The sequence below is a fragment of the Malacoplasma penetrans HF-2 genome, from assembly GCF_000011225.1.
In the GTDB taxonomy this organism is placed as follows: domain Bacteria; phylum Bacillota_I; class Bacilli_A; order Mycoplasmatales; family Mycoplasmoidaceae; genus Malacoplasma; species Malacoplasma penetrans.
This window is the reverse complement of record NC_004432.1, coordinates 443,904-464,830: the sequence shown is the minus strand read 5'-3', so window position 1 is coordinate 464,830 and position 20,927 is coordinate 443,904. Positions and strand designations below refer to the sequence as shown.

At 24.9% G+C, this 20,927-nt stretch carries 16 protein-coding genes and 9 tRNA genes; 2 read left to right on the top strand and 23 right to left on the bottom strand.

Annotation, left to right across the window (positions count from 1 at the left end; all coding sequences use genetic code 4):
• Positions 1 to 151 precede the first annotated feature (151 nt).
• The 19 genes from MYPE_RS01885 to MYPE_RS01795 all read right to left on the bottom strand — a co-directional run bounded on the left by MYPE_RS01885 (position 152) and on the right by MYPE_RS01795 (position 13,493).
• Entirely contained in the window at positions 152 to 2,788 is a 2,637-nt protein-coding gene (locus tag MYPE_RS01885) for a hypothetical protein (RefSeq protein WP_011077185.1), read from the bottom strand.
• Between the two features lie 147 nt (positions 2,789 to 2,935).
• On the bottom strand, positions 2,936 to 4,471 hold the full coding sequence (gene abc-f, locus MYPE_RS01880; RefSeq protein WP_011077184.1) for a ribosomal protection-like ABC-F family protein: 1,536 nt from the start codon (positions 4,469 to 4,471) through the stop codon (positions 2,936 to 2,938).
• A 346-nt stretch (positions 4,472 to 4,817) separates the two neighbouring features.
• Complete coding sequence (locus MYPE_RS01875; RefSeq protein WP_011077183.1) at positions 4,818 to 5,771, bottom strand: ABC transporter ATP-binding protein; 954 nt, start codon at positions 5,769 to 5,771, stop codon at positions 4,818 to 4,820.
• Positions 5,772 to 5,782: 11 nt separating this feature from the next.
• A complete protein-coding gene (locus MYPE_RS01870) occupies positions 5,783 to 7,177 on the bottom strand; it encodes a hypothetical protein (RefSeq protein ID WP_044891238.1) in 1,395 nt (464 codons plus the stop codon).
• Between the two features lie 27 nt (positions 7,178 to 7,204).
• A complete protein-coding gene (locus MYPE_RS01865; protein ID WP_011077181.1) occupies positions 7,205 to 8,380 on the bottom strand; it encodes a M20 metallopeptidase family protein in 1,176 nt (391 codons plus the stop codon).
• Between the two features lie 58 nt (positions 8,381 to 8,438).
• Complete coding sequence (gene smpB, locus MYPE_RS01860; RefSeq protein WP_205844639.1) at positions 8,439 to 8,873, bottom strand: SsrA-binding protein; 435 nt, start codon at positions 8,871 to 8,873, stop codon at positions 8,439 to 8,441.
• A 409-nt stretch (positions 8,874 to 9,282) separates the two neighbouring features.
• Positions 9,283 to 9,588, bottom strand: a complete 306-nt coding sequence (locus tag MYPE_RS01855) for a hypothetical protein (RefSeq protein WP_011077179.1) — start codon at positions 9,586 to 9,588, stop codon at positions 9,283 to 9,285.
• 833 nt (positions 9,589 to 10,421) lie between these two features.
• A complete protein-coding gene (locus tag MYPE_RS01850; protein WP_011077178.1) occupies positions 10,422 to 10,631 on the bottom strand; it encodes a hypothetical protein in 210 nt (69 codons plus the stop codon).
• A gap of 85 nt (positions 10,632 to 10,716) precedes the next feature.
• Complete coding sequence (locus tag MYPE_RS01845) at positions 10,717 to 11,154, bottom strand: HIT family protein (RefSeq protein WP_011077177.1); 438 nt, start codon at positions 11,152 to 11,154, stop codon at positions 10,717 to 10,719.
• An 11-nt stretch (positions 11,155 to 11,165) separates the two neighbouring features.
• Positions 11,166 to 12,497 (bottom strand): ABC transporter ATP-binding protein, encoded by a 1,332-nt coding sequence (locus tag MYPE_RS05390; RefSeq protein ID WP_011077176.1) that lies wholly within the window; start codon positions 12,495 to 12,497, stop codon positions 11,166 to 11,168.
• Between the two features lie 151 nt (positions 12,498 to 12,648).
• A tRNA-Phe gene (locus MYPE_RS01835) sits at positions 12,649 to 12,724 on the bottom strand.
• A gap of 4 nt (positions 12,725 to 12,728) precedes the next feature.
• Positions 12,729 to 12,804: transfer RNA gene (locus tag MYPE_RS01830), tRNA-Asp, on the bottom strand.
• A gap of 1 nt (position 12,805) precedes the next feature.
• Positions 12,806 to 12,881 (bottom strand) — tRNA-Met (locus MYPE_RS01825).
• A gap of 27 nt (positions 12,882 to 12,908) precedes the next feature.
• A tRNA-Ser gene (locus MYPE_RS01820) sits at positions 12,909 to 13,001 on the bottom strand.
• 66 nt (positions 13,002 to 13,067) lie between these two features.
• Positions 13,068 to 13,144, bottom strand: a tRNA-Ile gene (locus MYPE_RS01815).
• A gap of 3 nt (positions 13,145 to 13,147) precedes the next feature.
• Positions 13,148 to 13,223: transfer RNA gene (locus MYPE_RS01810), tRNA-Met, on the bottom strand.
• 4 nt (positions 13,224 to 13,227) lie between these two features.
• Positions 13,228 to 13,304, bottom strand: a tRNA-Pro gene (locus tag MYPE_RS01805).
• 32 nt (positions 13,305 to 13,336) lie between these two features.
• Positions 13,337 to 13,413 (bottom strand) — tRNA-Arg (locus tag MYPE_RS01800).
• 5 nt (positions 13,414 to 13,418) lie between these two features.
• Positions 13,419 to 13,493 (bottom strand) — tRNA-Cys (locus tag MYPE_RS01795).
• 108 nt (positions 13,494 to 13,601) lie between these two features.
• Here MYPE_RS01795 and MYPE_RS01790 point away from each other — a divergent pair.
• Positions 13,602 to 14,504: a WG repeat-containing protein gene (locus MYPE_RS01790; RefSeq protein WP_011077175.1), complete on the top strand. Its 903-nt coding sequence runs from the start codon at positions 13,602 to 13,604 to the stop codon at positions 14,502 to 14,504.
• A gap of 80 nt (positions 14,505 to 14,584) precedes the next feature.
• Here MYPE_RS01790 and MYPE_RS01785 read toward each other — a convergent pair whose 3' ends face one another.
• Positions 14,585 to 15,982: an APC family permease gene (locus MYPE_RS01785; RefSeq protein ID WP_011077174.1), complete on the bottom strand. Its 1,398-nt coding sequence runs from the start codon at positions 15,980 to 15,982 to the stop codon at positions 14,585 to 14,587.
• 395 nt (positions 15,983 to 16,377) lie between these two features.
• On the opposite strand from MYPE_RS01785, the gene MYPE_RS01780 reads away from it, so the two are divergent.
• Positions 16,378 to 18,042 carry an integral membrane protein gene (locus tag MYPE_RS01780; protein ID WP_011077173.1) on the top strand — a complete coding sequence of 555 codons (1,665 nt, stop codon included), beginning with the start codon at positions 16,378 to 16,380 and terminating at the stop codon, positions 18,040 to 18,042.
• 386 nt (positions 18,043 to 18,428) lie between these two features.
• Here MYPE_RS01780 and MYPE_RS01775 read toward each other — a convergent pair whose 3' ends face one another.
• From MYPE_RS01775 to MYPE_RS05385, 3 genes are all read right to left on the bottom strand, one after another.
• The gene (locus MYPE_RS01775) at positions 18,429 to 18,701 is read right to left on the bottom strand and encodes a hypothetical protein (protein ID WP_011077172.1); all 273 of its coding nucleotides are present in this window, start codon (positions 18,699 to 18,701) and stop codon (positions 18,429 to 18,431) included.
• 281 nt (positions 18,702 to 18,982) lie between these two features.
• Positions 18,983 to 19,354 carry a hypothetical protein gene (locus tag MYPE_RS01770; protein WP_044891237.1) on the bottom strand — a complete coding sequence of 124 codons (372 nt, stop codon included), beginning with the start codon at positions 19,352 to 19,354 and terminating at the stop codon, positions 18,983 to 18,985.
• A gap of 154 nt (positions 19,355 to 19,508) precedes the next feature.
• Entirely contained in the window at positions 19,509 to 20,051 is a 543-nt protein-coding gene (locus MYPE_RS05385) for a hypothetical protein (protein ID WP_011077170.1), read from the bottom strand.
• Between the last annotated feature and the right edge of the window lie 876 nt (positions 20,052 to 20,927).

Below are 20,927 nucleotides of genomic sequence, written 5' to 3'. Positions count from 1 at the left end.
AAAAAAATAATAGTAAATTAAATAAACTATTACTTTAATTATCTATGATTGAAAAGCAACTTTCAATTTTGAAACAGTTAATTTGATAATTATAAAGTACATTAAAAAACTAAATCTTAGTTTTTAAGATTTAGTTTTAATTATTTAATAACTACTTTTTAACTGACTTTCTAATATCTTTAAGATTAATCTTAGACTTAGCAAGTTTCTTTCTTTTAATAATTTGATGAGTAATTAATCCTGACATTATTAATACAATTGCTAATGCAAAACTAACACTTAATGGAACAGTTAGGTTTTGCATAGCTGTATTTGAATTGTTATTAATAATAGTTGCATTTGTAAACCCTTTAAGAGTGTTTGAGTAAGTCTTAGTTCCATCCACTGAACCATTTGCAACAATTGGTATATTGATTGTGATTGTAATAGAGTTATTAATTGTATCTTTTGTTATTTCAAAATCATTAATTGTTAATGGCAACCCATTTGTTCCACTATAGATTGGAAGTTTAGAAACATAGTAATTATAAACATCTTCTTTAGTAATTAATCCAATTGGAATATTTCTTAAAGTAGTTAACCCGCTTTGTAGTTGTGTATCACTTGTATCAAAAGCAAAGTTATAAATATGAGATGTAGATGTTCCTTTAGCCATTCCACTATAAATATATGAATATTTATAAGTGTTAGTGTTATTTGCAGCAATCACTTCAACAACCACTCCATCATTTGTATCACTTTGTAGTATCAATGCTGAATAAGTGTATGAAGATCCTGTTGAATAAAAATCACTTAAACTTAGATTTCTATCTGGATCTGCAACTGCATCAATTACTTGACTAGGAGTAGCTTCAGAAAGATTTGATATTCCTAGTGCACTTCTAATTGAAGAAGCAACTTGATCTTTACTTCTAAAAGTTATTCCTGCAGAACTTGCATCTGGTGAATTTAATGAATAAGTATTTGTAAAAGTTATTCCATTAATTTCTCCAAATTGAGGGAATTCCATAGTTATAGTAATTTGATTGCTAGAGTTTGTAATTGTTACATTTCTATCTAAGTTATATGTATTTTCAGATCCTTCAAAAAATGAATTAGATAATGATTTTAAGAAGTCTGTATCACTTTGATTATTGTTATATAAATCCATTACATTAGCAGCATTTGTAAATATCAATTGATCAACTGACTTTCATTGGAAATATAAATTCTTATTACCGTTGTTAGCAGACTCATCAACTTGTAAACCTGAAATTATTATTGAAACTTCATTACCCATTTCTAATGTGTTTTGATAAACATTATATTTATTGTAAGTAACATTTAAATATATTGTTCCACTTGCATTATCTGCATTTGCAGTAATTGCTGTAATTGATGAACCATTTGCTGGATTAGTTAGAGTGTTATAATCTACAACTCCTTTTTTAACAGTTGGAACATTGCCCATTTCAAATAATCCTGTTCCATATCATTCTGTAGTTTTACCACCTGTTGTATCTTTAGAGAATTTAGTTTTTCCCATATAAGTTAAATATAAAGCAGGTAAAGAATTAGCATTAGATGATTTATCTAAATATGTGTCTTTTGTTAATAAATCTAAAAGATTAGATTTTCCACTACTAGTTGTAGTTAAAGCATTGATTAATTCGGTTGGTGTAAAATCTGACACTTTAACTGTTGTTGCAGTACTTTGAACAGTTTTTGGTAATTTGAAATTTGTGTTTTGAGCTCTTATTGCACTTACACTAAAAGTAGTATTTAGGAATGAAGTAATTCCTTGGTCTGTACTTAAATGCATTTCTTCTTTTGAACCAGAACCATTATTTCCAACTAAACCTCTAACTAAATATTTAACATTTGGAACTTTTCCATCAGCTCAATTTGAATCTACTTTTCCATCAGTTGAACTACTAAAATCAACAGTTACTACTCCTATTCCATATTGTTTTGCATCTGCAGAAGAAATATTATATGTTGTTAATTCTGAATCTTCTTGTGAAAAAGAAATTATACTACTTGGATTTGTTTCTATATCACTTGGTAAAATATCAATCTTTCTAGAGGTTGAAATCATATTACCATAAACATCATTAGCAGTAAGTGCAGATTTGTTTGTGCTTCTTAAAAAGTCACCTATTTTTTCATTATCATTTCAACTAAAACTAAATTTATATTTTAAAAATAAACCATTTATATTTTTAGTAGTTCAAACATATTTCTTTTGAACTTGCTTCCCATTAATTTCAACTGTTTCAGTTGTATTAGTTGTATAAGCTTGCATACTAATACCAGATGGTGAAGTATTATTCCCATCTTTATAATTAATATTTGAAGGAGCCTCTATATCCTCACGACCATCAACTGTAGATCCAGATTGCCCTGAACCATTAGGATTTCCAGTTACACCACCTGATATATTAGTTTTAATTTGATATACAGTAAATTCAACATAACCTTCTGTTAAAGCAGTTCCAGTAGGAGTTAAAATATTAATTCCATAATTAACATCAAATTTAACATTTGGAACTATTAATTGTTTTAATTGTTGTTCTGTTACTGCATTAGAAAAGTTTTGACCATATCAATCTAATTGCTCATACCCTTTGTGCAACTGCATAGTCAAATTATTTGTAGTAATATCTCTAGCTGCTTGTAAATCAGAACTATCTTTAGAAATTTGAGTTGTATTAATACTATCAATTGTAGTGATTGCTGCAACTGGTATTGTACTTAATGAAAAAAGAGTTGAGGCAACTAATAACAATCTATTATTTTTCTTCTTCACACTAATCTCCCAAAATAAATAAAATATTTAATATAGAAAATCTTTTTTTGTAAGTCCAAAAAAACTATATATATTATCCAATATTAAAATTTGAATTGCAATTAACAAAAAACCATTCCTTATTTAAAGGAATGGTTAAATTAATATTTATGCTAATTTACTAATATCAATAACTTTGTTTGCAATGTCTTTATAAAAAGATTCTTCATGACAAACTAATAAAATTGTTATTTGTAAATTTAATAATGTATTTTTCAAAACCTCTTTAGCTTGAACATCTAAATGGTTTGTAGGCTCATCTAAAATTAAAAAGTTAGTAGGTTTTAAAGATAATATTGCTAATTTAACTTTAGCTTGCTCACCACCACTTAATGTTGAAATTGGTTGCATTACATCTTTATTAGACAAACCATTTTTAGCAAGTAAGTTTCTTACTTCTCTTTCATTTAAATTTGGATATGTTTGTCTAATTACATCAATTGGAGTTAATGATCCATTTTCTCAATTTAAATCTTGTTCATAATAAATTGGTTTAATAGTGTCACTAAATTCAAAGCTACCTTCAATTGGTTTAATTTTATTTAATAAAGTTTTTAATAGTGTTGTTTTACCAATCCCATTAAAACCTTTAATAATAACTCTTTCTTCACCATTAATTGTTAAATTGATATTTTTAATTAAAGGTTGGTTGTTATAACCAATTGATAAATCTTTAATAATTAATTTTTGTTGCATTGAACAATGTAGTTGTTTAAAACTAAAATCAGGTTTTGGTCTTTCTTTGCTAGGTGGAGGCATTTTTTCCATTCTCTCTAATTGTTTTCTTCTACCTCTAGCATTTTTACTGTTAGAACCTGCTATATTTCTTCTAATAAAATCTTCAGTTTTTTCTATTTGTTTTTGTTGCTTTTCATACCTTTTAGCATAATCATCAACCATTAATTCTTTTTGTTTTAAATATGAATCATAATTACCAGTAAACTTAGTAAACTTATGGTTGCTAATTTCTAAAATATGAGTTGTAATTTTAGATAAGAAATTTTCGTTATGAGAAATAACTACAAATGTTTTATCAAAATTAACTAAATACTCAGTTAATCAATCAACATGTTCTTTGTCTAAAAAGTTAGTAGGTTCATCTAACAATAAAACATCTGGTTTTTCTAAAAGTAATTTAGCTAAAATTACTTTAGCTCTTTGACCACCTGATAGTTCACTAATTTTTTTATCCAATCCAATTGCAATTACACCTAAACCACTAGAAACTTTTTCTATTAAAACATCTAAATTATAAAAATCTTTATGTTCTAAGATATTTTGGTATTCTACTGCTTTATCAAATAAATTAGGATCTTCTACACTTTTTTCATATAGTTCTATCATCTTAGCTTCAATTTCATATAAATATGTAAAAGCAGTTTTAAGATAATCTAAAACTGATATTTCTTTTGGAACTTCTGCATATTGATCTAAGTGACCTATTTTTATATTTTGCATTCAATCCATTTCAATAGTATCTGGACTTACTTTATTATTAATGATTTTAATAAGAGTAGATTTACCAGCTCCATTTTTCCCAACAATACCTAAGTGTTCTTTAGGGTTAAGTACAAAAGAACAATCATTATATAAAGTCTTTTCACCAATTGAATAATTTAAATTTGATATTTTTAATAAACTCATAATATTTAATAAATTTGACTTTTTATATTTTAAACAATTTATTAAATTTTTATGATTATTATTTTGTTTTATTAATAATAAGTAAAAATGAATGAATTTGGGGGATAAAAAAATCTCTAGCAATCTATCTAGAGAGTAGCAAAAAGATATATAGAGTTTAAGCTAGCGATTAAACTAATGTAACTTTTTAATTCTTTTCATTCATAGACTTTAACTGATAGCTACCAAAATATTTTTGTCTAATTAAAGACTGTTTATTTTGGAAATACTAGAATGGAATTTCACCATATTTCAAAAAGAAACTTACATATATATTATACACCAATTACACAAAAGTAAATAGGATTTAATAATCTTTTTTAATTCCAGTATCAACTGAACCTTCTTTAACATATGAGAAATATAATTTTTCTAAATCCTTATTTTGATCTAGTGGACCAGAATAAACAATTCTTCCACCATCTAAAATAGTTACATAGTCAGCATACTTTTCAACCTCAGAAAGAATATGAGAAGAAACAAAAATTGTTTTACCTTGTTCTTGTAACTTTTTAGTTAAAGTATAAAACTCATTTCTTGATATTGGATCTAAGTTAGCAGTTGGTTCATCCATTATTAAAATATCAGGATTATGAACTAAAGCTTGAGAAAGTAAAATCTTTTTCTGTTGACCACTAGAAAAAGTATTAGGGTTTTTATTAGCCATATTTTGCATATTAAGTTCTAATAAAGTTTTATTAGCAAATTCAGTAGCTAATTCTTTTTTAATTCCCGACATCATAGCCATTGACACTAGATATTGTTTAGTAGACATGTTTTTAGGAAAAACAGATTTTTCAGGAATATAACCAACATTTAGTTTAGAAACTGTTTTAGTATTTTCTTTACCATTGATTAATATCAATCCTTCTCATTTAGCATAAGCCCCAACTAAAGCTTTAATAGTAGTTGTTTTACCTGCACCATTTGCCCCAATAAAAACATGAAACTGATTTTTTCTTAATTTAAAGTTTAAGTCTTTAATTGCAGGCTTTTCTCTTCTAGGATAATGCTTAGTTAAATTTATTACTTCTAAAACAACTTCTCTTTCATTATGGTCTATATCTTTGTTATCTTGTTTTTTATTCTTATCATCTACACTTAAAAACTTGTTGTTAATTCTATCAACATAAAGACTATATTCATTGTTATCAATAATGTTGTTATCTAAAAGAGATTTAAGATTTTTAATTAATAAATCTTGATTACTGCTAGTTTCTTTTGTCTTAGATAATTTATTTGTTTTTGTAGTTTTATTCATATTAAAATCCTTTATCTAAAATCTCTTCTCATATATAGATAAGTTGAAAAAGATAGAAATGAAACTGAGATTAAACATCATAAGAAAACAACTGCTCAATTAGGTGATTTATTAATTTCTTTACTAATACTCATTAATGCTAATTGTGATGAATTAGTTAACTGTAATCATGTTTGGTAATTTGAATCAGATTTTGCAACATCACTATTTTCAAAATTTGTATTATTTGAATTAGTTTGAGAATCTAAATAAAATTTAGAGCTATAAGTATAATTTGGATCTCTAATAAAACTTAAATCTCCCTTACTTGAATCAATTAAAGAAAGATTATTCAATATTTGAGTTGTTTCAAAAAGAGGCATAGCAAGATCTACTCATTTTAAAGCAGTATATCAATTACCTGTATTAACAGTAGCATTTCAAGCATTTTTCAATACTGTAATTTCATCTAATAATGTTTGATATGAAACTTTGTTGCTATCAGTAGAACTGTTTTCAATGCTAGATTTTTCAAACCCAATTCAAACAGAATTATTTACATGTGTATATTTAAATGATTGATTATATTGAATACTAGATGTCTGACTTCATTTATTATAGAAGTTGTAAGCAGAACTACCATTTTCACCAATAGTTGAAATAATGCTACTAAAAAATGTTCCCATATACATTAACATAAATAGCATGATAGGAATAGATGAAGAAAGTTTTTTTGAACACTTAATAGTAATCAAACTAGTAATAGAACCAAATAGTAAACAAAGTGCAATACTTGCTCCAAATACTAATAAAGCATAATTAACATTTAAATCAACTTGGTTAAAAATAGCTGTCTGAGAAGTATCAAGCTTTTTGAAAGCATTAACAATTGATACTCCAATAAGGTTAGAAATAAAGTTTAAAACTGATATTAAAAGAGAAACTAAAATTAGAATACTGAATTTACCAAATATAATTTGTCATCTTTCAATTGGTTTTGAAACTATTAATATTTCAACTCCCTCAGTTTCTGAATCTTTAAATAAGTTAATGGTTTTACTTGTAATAAAACTTATTGTTAAAACACAAATGATGGATAAAGAAGTTATATAAATTGTATTAGTCGAACCTTCAGAAGAAGTAATAGCAATAATAGAAAATAATAAAGGAAGCAAGAAAATGATTATAGGCATTATTCATGTTCCTTTTTTATTAATTAAAAAAATAAATAAAAAATAGAAATAAGAAAGAATAGGTTTAAAACCTAGTGATTCTTTTCACTTGGTTGAAAACTTTTCTTTCTTTTTATGAGATTTGTTGTTTTTTAAATCAGAATCAAATTTACTTACATCATTAGAATTAATCAAATCCTTACTATAAGAATTTTGATTAATAGAAACATTATTAGATTCATTATTATTAAACATTTCAAACCCCACTTCCTTTAATTAAAACTATTTAAGTTTCTTTTCAACTAATCCTATGAAGAAACAAACTCCAAAAGGAATAGCCTGATTATTAAAATCAAATTTAGATGAATATATATCATCTGAATTACCATTGTTAATAAAAACTAAAGTACCAGGTTTTTTATCAAGCAAAAAAGAAATGTCATCATTTATCATCAGGTTATCAATGATGTGAACCTTTTCTTCATCAAAAAGATCTACAGCTAAATCTTTTGCAAATTCATATTCAACACCATTATTTTGAAGTGAAGTACTACTACCAATGTTTACCTTTTCAAAATTACACTCATAAGCTTTACAAGTTGAATCAATTACTGATTCAATTCTTTTTAAAATATATTCACGAGTTTCTTTATCATTACTAGACACACTTAATTTAATAGTCACTAACTTTGCAATTGCATTTGCAGTATATCCACCTTTAATAGAACCAACTGTTATAGCAGCATTTGAAAATGGAGAAATGTTTCTAGAAACTATAGTTTGCAAATTCATAATAATTGAAGATGCAGCAACAATTGGGTCATATCCATTTTCTGGAGAAGAACCAAATGAAGATTGACCTATAATTTTATATTTAAATAAATCAATAAAATTAGATGAAGATGTTTTAGGATTTATAAAATGTAAATCACCAACTTTTCCCTTTTTTAACTGAATTAAAGGAGCAGGTTTTAAACTAAAAATTGATTGAGGGTCAATTTTATCAAATAGACCTCTATCAATTAATTTGTTAATACCATTTTGGATATTTGATCCTGGTGCAAAAATTGCATAAAAAGTTCCATTAAATTCTCTTGTCTCAGATAAATACTGACAAGCACCTAATAACATAATAATTTGTCCATCATTACCATTAGCATGCATGCTATTGTTTACTGATTTATAAGGTAAATCAGTCTCTTCTTTTTGTAGTATTCCATCTATTGAAGCTTTTAATGCAATTTTGTTTTCACTGTTACCATGTTTTAAAACACCAATAATTCCAACACCATCAAACTCAATGATTTCAAAACCATACTTTAATAATTGTTCTTTAATTTTTTTAGTAGTTTCAAATTCACGTAAAGGAAGTTCTGGAGTAGAATGAAATTCTTCTCTTAACTTATTTCAACTTTCTTTGTGATTTTTAATATATTCTATTACAGAACTCTTAATCATTGTTTTCTCCTATACTCCAATAATATAACTATAAAACCAATATTAAATAATCAATAAATTAAACTCTAATATGTTTTCTAGCTTCTCTTGAATTATCTCTATCCTTAATTGTTTGTCTTTTATCAAATTGCTTTTTACCTTTAGCTAATGCAATTTCTACCTTTAATTTATTTTTTCTTCAATAAATTTTAGAAGGGACCATAGTTAAAGATTCTTTTTTAATTCTCATTTGATATTTTATTATTTCATTTTTATGTAACAATAATTTTCTTGTTCTTAATGGATCAACATTATAAATATTCCCATGTGAATATGGGGCAATATTCATATTTAATATATATGCTTCATTTCTTTTAAAAATTACATAAGAATCAGAAATATTAGCATTGTTTAAATGAATTGATTTAACCTCAACTCCTTTTAATTCAATGCCAGCTTCTATTTTTTCTAAAACTTCATAATTAAAATGTAATTTCTTATTAACAACTAATATTTTCATTATTCAATGTAAAACTATATACTTTTAATTTTAATCAAGAATAAACATAAAAAAATTTTTTTTAGAAAATTTACTAATTGATGTTTAAAAAAATATTTAGTCTTTTAAAGTTGACAAAAAAAGTAAAAAGGTAACCACCAAATTTTGTGGTTACCTTTTAAAACTATAATCTTTATAGATTCATAAAGATCTATAGTTATTATACAAAAATTTTTTTAAAAAGGAGAGTTCTAGATAAACAAAGTTTACTTTTATTTTTTAAGCCTAGTTATACTAATAACTATATTAAGTTTTCTAAACATTCAAATTTATAAATTATTTTTTAATTAAATTTATGAGTTTTAATCACCTGCTTTATTTTTTTTAAACAAAATATACAAAATAATAAAAAACACAATCAAATTTATAAAGGATAATTAACAGTTGTTTTTAGTGGTGTGTATGACAACCTAACAAACATGTTATTAGAAGAATAATTTGAGTAAGTAGAATTTCCATTATAAGAAGATGTATTTGTGTTACTACTAGAATTTGTAGAATTGTTTCCATTAACAGAGTTAACAATACTAAAAATCAATTGAACAAAACTCATAATAGTAGAACTAATTATTGAAAATGCTAAAGCACCAGTTCATAAACTTCCACCTTTTAGTTTTTTCTTGGTGTCAGCATTCATTAATTTTAAATTTTTGAATTTCGTATTAATCATTTTTTTAATTCCTTTGTCAAATAAGTAGTTGGAGACTTTTTATATGTCTCCATTATATTAATGTTATTTTTTTTTAGGTTAAAGTCATAAAAAAATAACAAATTTTTTAAGTTAATAAAAGATAGTAAATCTTAAATGGGGTCAATCGGAAACACTTTTATGTATCCATTATATTTAATATAAAAATTTGGAATCAATATATAAAAAAATTTAAATTAAAGGAGTAATTGGAGACTCTCTTTGATGCCTCCATTATATTAATGTTATTTTTTAGGTTGAAGTCATAAAAAAATAACAATATTTTTTAAAATAATAAAAAAATAACAAACCATAAACAAGGTCAATTGGAGACACTTTTATGTCTCCATTATATTAATGTAAAAATTTGAAGCAAATGTCATAAAAAATCATCAAATTTTTAAATTAATTAAAATAATGTTTTTCAAACAAAAGGATATATGTTGGAGACACTCTTTCATGTCTCCATTATATTAATGTTATTTTTCAAAGCTAATGTCATAAAAAAATAACAACTTTTAAAAATAATAAAAAGATCACAAACCATAGACAAGGTTAATTGGAAACTCTCTTTCATGTCTCCATTATATTAATGTAAAAATTTGAAGAGAATGTCATAAAAAATAATCAAATTTTTAAATTAATTAAAATAATATTTCTAAATAAAAGGGATGTAGGTTGGAGACTCTCTTTCATGTCTCCATTATATTAATGTAAAAATTTGAGGTAAATGTCATAAAAAAATAAAAAAGTATCAAATTTAAAATTTGATACTTTAAGCATTAAATGACTTTATGTGAATTTCTTATGAATTACTATGCATTTACAGCAGCAATCATATTTTTCTTTTTGTTTTCACTTTTACTAACAAAGAAAACAGCTCCAAGGTATGATAACCCAACAACTGTTAAGATTGCAGGTACAATGAAAGCATAAGCACATGGTTGTCATGCAGCTACAACAATGAATAAAATTACTGATAATGCCAATATTGTAGAAATGGCAATTTTGTGTATTTTTTTCATTAGCCCTCCATAAAATTAATTTGTATAAACTAATTTAAGTATACAAAGAAGATTATAACAATTTTTTAAGTTTATTAAATAAAAGTTAACTATTTTTTTTATTTTTCTTTTTTAACACTTTAAAAACTTCTTCTATTTCTTTTAAGTTTTTATTTTCAGCAGAAAATGTTAAACCTTCATTTTTAGCATATTTAGGAATAACATGTAGATGGAAATGAAAGATAACTTGCCCAGCTATTGATCCTTGATTACTTAAAAAATTAAAACCTCATGGTTTCAAAGAAGAACTCTCAATAGTATCAGCTACTTTTTTAGCAAGAGAAATAGTTTCTTTTAAATACAATTCATCACAGTGAACTAAATCTATACAGTGCTTTTTAGGAATAACTAAGGTATGTCCATCTGAAGCTGGACTTATATCTAAAAAAGCAAGAGCATATGCATTTTCATCAACTATATTGCTTGGGATTTCTTTATTAACAATTTTGCAAAAAAGACAATCTTTGTTATTTTCTTCTTTCATATTAAATTCTCCTATTTCTTTTTATTTGCCATTTTTTTAACATATTTATCAAGTTTTCTATTTTTGATGTAGTTATCAACATAAGAAACTTCTTTATTTAATTTACTATCTAAAACTTTAACTTGAACAGAAGATACAGGAATTTTATTTTCATTTTCCTTAGTAGGCTGAGCATTATTTGGACTAGGGTTTGTTTTTAAAGTATTAGTTTTCTCTGTTGCTACTACATTTGCAGGATTAGTGAAACTATTAGTTGTATTTGCTTTGTTAGGTAAAACATTTACTGTAGGTGTACTATGTTGAATTGGTTTAGCAGCACTAACTACTTGTGTCTTTTGTTCAACTACTGGTTGTTGAACAGTGATAATAGGATTTATTTGATTATTTGTTTTTTGATTTACCTGAATTTTTTCAATTTCACCATCTTTTATGTAAACTACTTTAGTAGCAATTCTTACAAAACTCGGTTCATGTGTAACCATTACAATTGTTGTATTAAATTTCTTATTAACTTCTAAAAACAAGTCAATTATCTTTTTAGATGTTTCACTATCTAATGCTGCTGTAGGTTCATCACAAAGCATAACTTCAGGTTGTTTCATTATAGCTCTAGCAATAGCAACTCTTTGACGTTGGCCACCTGATAATTCATGAGGGAATTTTTCTAACAGATGTTCTATCCCTACAATTTTAATAACTTCATTAATATCTAAAACTCTTTTTGATTTTTCCACTAAATGTTGACCTAATCTTATGTTGTCATAACAACTAAGAATAGGAATTAGCCCATATCTTTGATAAATATATGAAATATATTTTCTTCTTATTAAAACTAATTTTTTATCTGAGATTGTATTAATATCAGTGTTTTTTATATAACATTGACCACTTGTAGCTTTATCAATTCCAGCTATTACATTTAATAAAGTTGTCTTACCACTACCACTAGGACCTAAGATTACAGTTATTTCACCCTTATTAATTTCTAAATTAATATTTTTTAAAATAACAGTTTTAGCAGAACCCAATTCTTTTACAGTCTTTTCAATGTTTACACATTTAATTTCAACATTACTATCTATATTAACTTTTTGGTTTGGTAGATCATTTCTTTTAGGTTGGTTTTCACTATTATTTTTTACAGACAAACTATTTTCTTTTTTATTGTTTACAAAAAGACCTGAAAATGACTTCTTTTTCTTTTCAGATTTCATAGCTTCTTTTTTATTTTTCTTTTCCAACTTAAGAGCTTCTTTTTTAGACTTCTTTTCTAATTTGCTAGTTTTGCTACTTAGTTTGATTAGTCTTTTATTTTTGTTATTAATAGTATTTGTGCTTTGCATAGTTATTTTTTAATTTATGTTAAACATATTTTTATATATTTTATTACTTGAGTTAGAAAAAATAGAATAAAACTTCTTTTTTTTCTTTTTATGAATTTTTTAAAAAGAAAAAACCAACCCTGAATAGAGTTGGTCTTATTTTTAATTTAAATGGTGGTTTCGGGCAGAATCGAACCGCCGACACACGGATTTTCAGTCCGTTGCTCTACCGACTGAGCTACGAAACCATAATGGCGGTCCTGACGGGAATCAAACCCGCGATCTCCTCTGTGACAGAGAGGCATGTTAATCGCTACACCACAGGACCATGGTTGCGGGAGCAGGATTCGAACCTGCGACCTTCAGATTATGAGCCTGATGAGCTACCAACTGCTCCATCCCGCGAACCTTGTATATTTGTTTAATTTTAAATGGCGGATGATGAGGGATTCGAACCCCCGCGCACATTTCTGCACCTTTCGGTTTTCAAGACCGATCCCTTCAACCAGGCTTGGGTAATCATCCATAATATAGGTATTGTTAACAATACCTTTGTAATTCTAACACAAAACGGTTAATTTTAATAATAAATGGTGGAGCTAACAGGACTTGAACCTGTAACCTACCGATTATGAGTCGGGGGCTCTAACCAGTTGAGCTATAGCTCCGAATGGTGACAGAGGAGAGATTCGAACTCTCGACACCTCGGGTATGAGCCGAGTTCTCTAACCACTGAGATACTCTGCCAAAATGGTCGGGATGACAGGATTTGAACCTGCGACCCCTTGGTCCCAAACCAAGTGCTCTACCAAGCTAAGCTACATCCCGAAAATAAAAATTAATTTTACTTTTAATTTTAATGGCGCACCCTATAGGAGTTGAACCCATAACCTTCTGGTCCGTAGCCAGACGCTCTATCCAATTGAGCTAAGGGTGCATACATGGAGGTGCCTGTCAGATTCGAACTGACGAATAAGGAGGTTGCAGCTCCTGACCTTACCACTTGGCTAAGGCACCAGTTAAGTAAAAAACACTATATTATTATATAATATTTTTACCTATATTAGTATATAAAATAACAAATTAAATTAATTGTTTGTTTAGTTTTTAAAAAGAGTAAATGATATGACCAAAGATTTTTTTATTTATGAAAATAAAAATAAATTAGGATTTAAAAATACTTCAAAAAATGTAGTTATTGAAAATAAATTTGATGAAGTTAAAGAATTTATTGGTTTCCAAACTTGAGTTAAAAACAATAATACTTGATCTTTTATTAATACAAATCAAGAATTATTACTAAAAAAACAATTTAGTGATCTTTTATATTTTGAAAAAGATTTTTCAGTTGTAAAAGATGAAAAAACCAATTATTTAATTAATAATTCAGATCTATCAATTAAAAAAATACCTTATGAAGTAATAGGTTTTAATGAAAACATTTTATTAGTAAAAGAGAATAACAACTTATTTTATTTAGATTGTGAGCTAAATAAAATAAATAACTCTAAATATTCAAATGCCTTAACTTTTATTGATGGCTTTGCACCAGTATGTATTAATTCAAAGTGAGGAATCATAAATAAGTTTGGAAAACAAATCATAGATTTTAAATATGATGATATGAAACAAAATGGAGCTAATCTATTTAAAGTCCAAAAAGACCAAGAAACTTTTTTTATAGACCTACATGATAATAAGTACTTAGAAACATTAATTAAGAAATATAAAATTTGAGATTATTTTAGTGATGATGTAATTACTTTTGAATATAAAGGTAAATGAGGGGTAATGAATGATTTTTTTGAAATTTTATTTTATAAAAAAGTAGATAAAATTTATCCCTTTGAAGAAAACTATGCAGTTTATTTAAAAGATAATAAGTATGGAATATTATCAAAAAGAGGAAAATTAGTAACAGGAAATATATTTGAAAAAGTTCTGTGAAAAGATGGTTCTTACTTTTTTGTTAAAAAAGATAATCAATGTAATTACTTTTCATTAGAAGATAAAAAACTAATTTATTAAGCCTTGTTTAAGAGATATAAAAACTCAAAAATACAATTAATATTTTTGAGTTTTTTAATTAATTATTTACAAGATTTAAATTAAGCTGATTGAACATCTTGTGAAGTATCTTGTTGTGAAGCATCTTGTTTCATCTCAACTTTTTTATTTTTTCTATTTCTTATTAAAGTCATCACTAACTGAATTCCATATCCACTTGCTATAAATAGAACATAACTTATTAAAATAATTGTGTTTTCTTGACTTCAAGAGTGAGCAATAACAAATGGGAATAAGAAAACAATTAGAGCTAATAAAATTGCAGCCATTGCAACAAAGTAAATTATTTGTTCTCAAATTGGAATCTTAACTTCTTTTTTTCTATGAAGTAATAGTGCAGTAACAAAAGTTAAAAAGTATTGTAATAAAAATGCAACACTGCCAAGTTCTATTACAGAACTAAAGAAATCTTCAATTGATAAAAGAGTTGGTATTAATCAAAAAATGATCATGGATGCAATAGTAACAATTGCACTAAATCAAATAGCATTACGATATTCATCTCTTTTATTCTTTTTAGTTAACCATTTAAATAAAAATCCATCTTCTGCTAATGGAACAAGTTTTCTAGAAGTTGAAATACTAATAGAAATTTTTGAAGAGATACCATTGAAAAGTAATCCAATTACAAATAATCAAATCCCTGTAGCCCCTAATACTGTTTGAAATATTTGACTAAAGTTACGTAAATTTGTTCTACCTGTTCCTAGCATTACAATGTAGAAAACAAAATAGAAGGTTAAAATGAATGCAAATGAGATCATTAAGATCTTTCTAAAATTTTTAAATTTTACATCTTTTGATAAAGCCGATACATCTTCAATCCCACCAAATGCATACATAAATGAAATTACATTTGCAAAAATACTATATGCAATCAATTTACTATTTGTATTGTTTTGAGTAATTTGAATATCAAATTTATTTTGTACTGATAAATAAACAGTGATTATTAAAGCTGTTAATAAAATAGCTCATTTAACAATTCCAGAACCTAAAATTACATACTTATTTAATTTAAGTCCAAGAGTTGAAATCAGAATAAGAATAATAAAAATTAAAACTGATACTGCTCTTATTATTCAAATGATAGTTTCATCATTTGTTAAGTATGAAGCTGCAGAAGCTAAAAACAATGGAGAAGATGATGCCAATATTGGTCCTTGAATATATTGATTTCATCCTACAAAAAAACTAAAGTGTTTGTTATTAAGTTTCTTTGCATATGCATAACTTCCACCATATTCATTTTTATAGTTGTTAGCCATTCTAGAAAAAACTAAACTAACCCCAAATGTAATTAATGCTGTTAACAGCATTGTGATAATTCCATAAATATTTAAATTTATTAAACTGATTATTGTTGTTATGAAACCAAACCCTACTATATAGTTGATAGTAAAAAAGGTAAATGATTTCTCATTAAAATTTTTTGTCATATTAAATCCCTAGTAACTGAAAATAAAAATTTATTAAATAAAGTAATAAGAAAAATTAGATTAAAACTTGAGTTAAAAATCTAATAATTAAACATTTTAAAAAATTGATATAAATTAAAAATAAACAAAATAAAAAATGTTATTTACAGCAACAGCAGCAACAACAATCAGTTAAATAAAAATAAAAGTTTTTATTATTTTTCATATATAAAATTAAAACCTTTCATTTTTCAAACTCTAATAAATATAGCATGAAAATGAAAAATATGAAAAAAAATAACAAAAAATTATTTAGAAAAAATTTTGTTCTTAAACAATCTTAATGTTTTAAAATAAACCTATTATTCTATAAATAATCAAATACATAAAATTGTAATATTGGATAAAATACCTATATGCATTCTTGAATTTTAATAACTGCTGTTGTTTTGTTTTTTATTTCTTCCGTTTTTTTGGGTGGTATTATTTTTGTTTATGTAAAAAACTATAAATGTAAACAAAAAGAAAACTGATTAAAAAAAGAAGTTAATGAGTTATTGGAATATAACTTTGAAAAAATTAATATCCCAATAGATCACATTAGTTTTTCAAGTCAAAAACCTGAATTTGAAAGTGTACAAGAATTTTTCAATAAATTTGCTTATAGATTTAATGAAAAAGTAAATGATATTAAAAATGCTATATATCTAATTCCTAAAATGCTAACTAACTATGATTGAAAAAGTTTTTCAATTTTATATGATGAGATTAGTTATGAAATATTAATTCAAAAGAAATCATTAGCATCAGTTTTTGAACTTCATCAAAACCTTCTAAAATATAGAGACTACATAAGTTATATTCTTGTTTCATATAGAGAAAATGGTTGAGATCTAATTAATTTCTTTAATAAAAATTTATCTGATAAAAATGACAAAATTAAAGAAGTTAGAACAAGAATTAAAGACTTTAAAAAATGTACAGTTGAATTAAATGATTGTATTGAAAATTATGATATTAATAACTTTTTAAAAGCATTAGATAATATTAATAACTCATTAATAAAACTAGTAAAAGTAATTAATGAAAACTACATAATGAGAAAACAAAATAATTACATTAATTATTCAATTAATGAAATTAAAAACATTATTAATAAAAACCATCAAAATATTAAAAGCTCTATAGTTAACCATTCCCAAAAAGAAATAACAAGGGTAGAAAACAATAGGAATTACTTAAATTCAAACATAAATAATTTAAGTGATAACGACATTGAAAAAATAACAACTTCATTAATTAAATCATTGTCTAAAGTTAAAAAAGTTTTAAATATTACATTTAAATCAAATGAATTTTTTAATCAAAATAAATCAGATATTGATAAAGCATTCCAAAACATGATTAAACTAGTTCCTTTGATCTTAAAAACATTTGATAAAATTTTTACTAACTTTTCTGAAGATAGAGAAATCAAAGATTTAATTATTAAGTCTAATTATTCTTTTTCAAACATATTAAGTAAGCTAAATAATTATTTTGCTACTTCTAATAAAAACAACTATAACCCTGGAGAATTATTGGAAAGTGCAAAACAAATTATTGAAGAGATTATTGAAGCATTATCATTAGCTGACAAAATAGTTTTAGATGTTGATAAAAAATATGATTATTCTAAAAAAATACTAAATGACATAACAGCTAATAAATTAATCCTTACTCAAATGAAGGCTTTTATTATTGAGAATAATATTAATGTTGAAAACCACATTATCTTAATTGATAAATTAAATCGTGAATTAGATAATATTGAAAATAAATTCTTCAATGAAAAATCAAATAACTTAGAATATAACTTTGCTTTACTAAGTGAAACAAAAGGTGAAATATCTGCTTTAGAAATGAACTTATCAAGACAAGAATTAATGAAAGCATATATAGAAAAAATGATTAATTACTCTTGTTTGCAAATGGTTCAAGATGAAAGCATTAAATACAAATTAGCTAAACCAATTCAAATGTACAATGAAGGTAAATACAAAGAAAGTGCTAACTTATTGTTAAGTCAAATGAAAAAATAGAAATAGTTACAATTTCAGAAAACTCCAATTAGAAATATCTTATTATTTTTAATTGGAGTTTTTATTATGATAAAAAAATCATTAAAAAAGACTTGAAATAAAGTTCTAAAACAAAGGATATTTAAACTTATTTTAATAAAATAATTAACTAGTAATCTATAAACAACTTAAAGCACAACATTAGACTATAAAAAATTAGGTTAAAATTCAACCTAATTTTAAATAGGATAACACTAATATTTACAACAATTAAAAATCCTATTGAAAATTAAATATAGTTTATTTCAAAATCAAATAGGATATATTAAAAAATAAATTGTTGTAAAAAATTTGAATGCTTAAACCATAAATTGTGTTTCATTCAAAAATAAGTACAATAACCCAATTTAGTCTATTTCAGCTAATTCTCTTACAACTGTTGGACACTTCATGATTCTAGAAACATCTTTTTTTAACTGAGACACATCTGTTTTTAATTCAAGAATATCGGCTTTAACTTCAACCATATCAGTTTTCAGTTGAGCAACATCTGTTTTTAATTCAGATACATCACCACTTATTGTTTTAAGTTGTTTAAGAATTTCTTCCAAAATGTCTGGAGATGGATTGTTTTCTCTAATCATGATATTCCCTTCAATTGATTTTGCTTTAAATTTCACTGTCTTAACTCTTTCGTTGGTTTCTTATCAATATAAGAATCAATCACTTTCTCACTATAATCTTTAAGATTTACAGTTTCAGAATCTCTAATTCTACTGATTAAAACACTTGTTTTCATATTTCCACTGAAAGAGTCATAGTATAAATTCGTTTTTTAAAAATAGATATTCTATTAAATAATATGTTAATACACATTAATTAATCAATATTATTTTCAACAATTTTCATAAAACCAAATCACCAGCAATAAAAAACACCCAATAAATTGGGTGCCTATTAATTAGTCTATTTCAGATAATTCACTTACAATTGTTGGACACTTCATGATTCTAGAAACATCTTTCTTTAACTGAGTAACATCTGCCTTAACTTCAACCATATCAGTTTTCAGTTGAGCAACATCTGTTTTTAATTCAGATACATCACTACTTATTGTTTTAAGTTGTTTAAGAATTTCTTCCAAGATATCTGGAGATGGGTTATTTTCTCTAATCATGATATTCCCCTCAATTGATTTAGCTTTAAATTTGACTGTCTTAACTCTTTCATTAGTTTCTTGATCAATATAAGAATCAATCACTTTTTCACTGTAATCTTTAAGATTTACAGTTTCAGAATCTCTAATTCTATTAATGAAAACACTTGTTTTCATATTTCCATTGAAAGAGTCATAATATATTTTTAAAATAAATATTCTATTAAATAATATGTTAATACACATTAATTAATCAATATAGCTTTTAAAATTAAAATAAAAAATAATTGGCAAAAATGAAAAAACACCCAATAAATTGGGTGCTTATTGACTAGTCTATTTCAGCTAATTCTCTTACAATTGTTGGACACTTCATGATTCTAGAAACATCTTTTTTTAACTGAGACACATCTGTTTTTAATTCAACAATATCTGCTTTAACTTCAACCATATCAGTTTTCAGTTGAGCAACATCTGTTTTTAATTCAACAATATCTGCTTTAACTTCTACCATGTCAGTTTTTAGTTGAGCAACATCTGTTTTCAGTTCAGATACATCGCTACTTATTGTTTTAAGTTGTTTAAGAATTTCTTCCAAAATATCTGGAGATGGATTATTTTCTCTGATCATGATATTCCCCTCAATTGATTTAGCTTTAAATTTGACTGTCTTAACTCTTTCATTAGTTTCTTGATCAATATAATAATCAATTACTTTTTCACTGTAATCTTTAAGATTTACAGTTTGAGAATCTCTAATTCTATTAATGAAAACACTTGTTTTCATATTTCCATTGAAAGAGTCATAATATAAATTTTTATTTGTTGATTCAGCATTAGTAGTTTTAATGCTTTTTTTCAAATTATTTTGCATATATTTACCTTTCTGTTTAATAACTAAGTTTAAGAAAACTTCTTAAAACACATAGCTGAGTCTGCAAACAAAATTAGTAAATATATAAACTAATTATAAATTACAAATTACATAATATGTGTTTATTGTTGAAAAAAAATTCTGTTTTTCCACCAAATGAAGATCCTAAATGTTATTAAACTTTAAGAATTTGTATTGTTGTATTGACACAAATCTTTTAAATTTATTTTAGTTGAAAAATCAAAGACTCAATGATGATGTATAAAAGAACAATTTCATTTAAAAACATCAATAATGATAGGTGCTAGACCAAGTAGTCATTAAAAATTTCTTTGTTGCTCTATCATATGTCAATACACTATATTAATGTTAATTTTTGGGGCCAATGTCATAAAAAATGCAGTAATTTTTATGAAAAATTAACTTAAATTGCAAAATGATATAGGAAAATAATATTCCAAAAAAATAATCCAAATTTTAATCAATATAAAAAAATAGGAATTAAACCTATTAATTTAATTACTGTTAAAAAACAAAAAATAATAATTAACTAGTTTTTGTATAAATAGATAGTATTTTAGAAATATCAGTTCTTTATACTAACATATTCAATAAAAATGACATTATTCACCAAATAAATACACTAAACTTGTTAGATACATTTGTCTAAATAAATTAGTTAAAACCAAAATACTGATAAACTGTAAAACATTTAAAATATTCTATAAATAAATCTGAAATAAAAGTATTTAAAAACAATTCACTTACTTTTGTTACTAGATAAAATCAAAAAGTTAATTTGTGCTGTGAATACAATTAAAACATTGATAGAAATATCATAAAAATATTTGTGGTAACAGATGAGATTGAATTTGT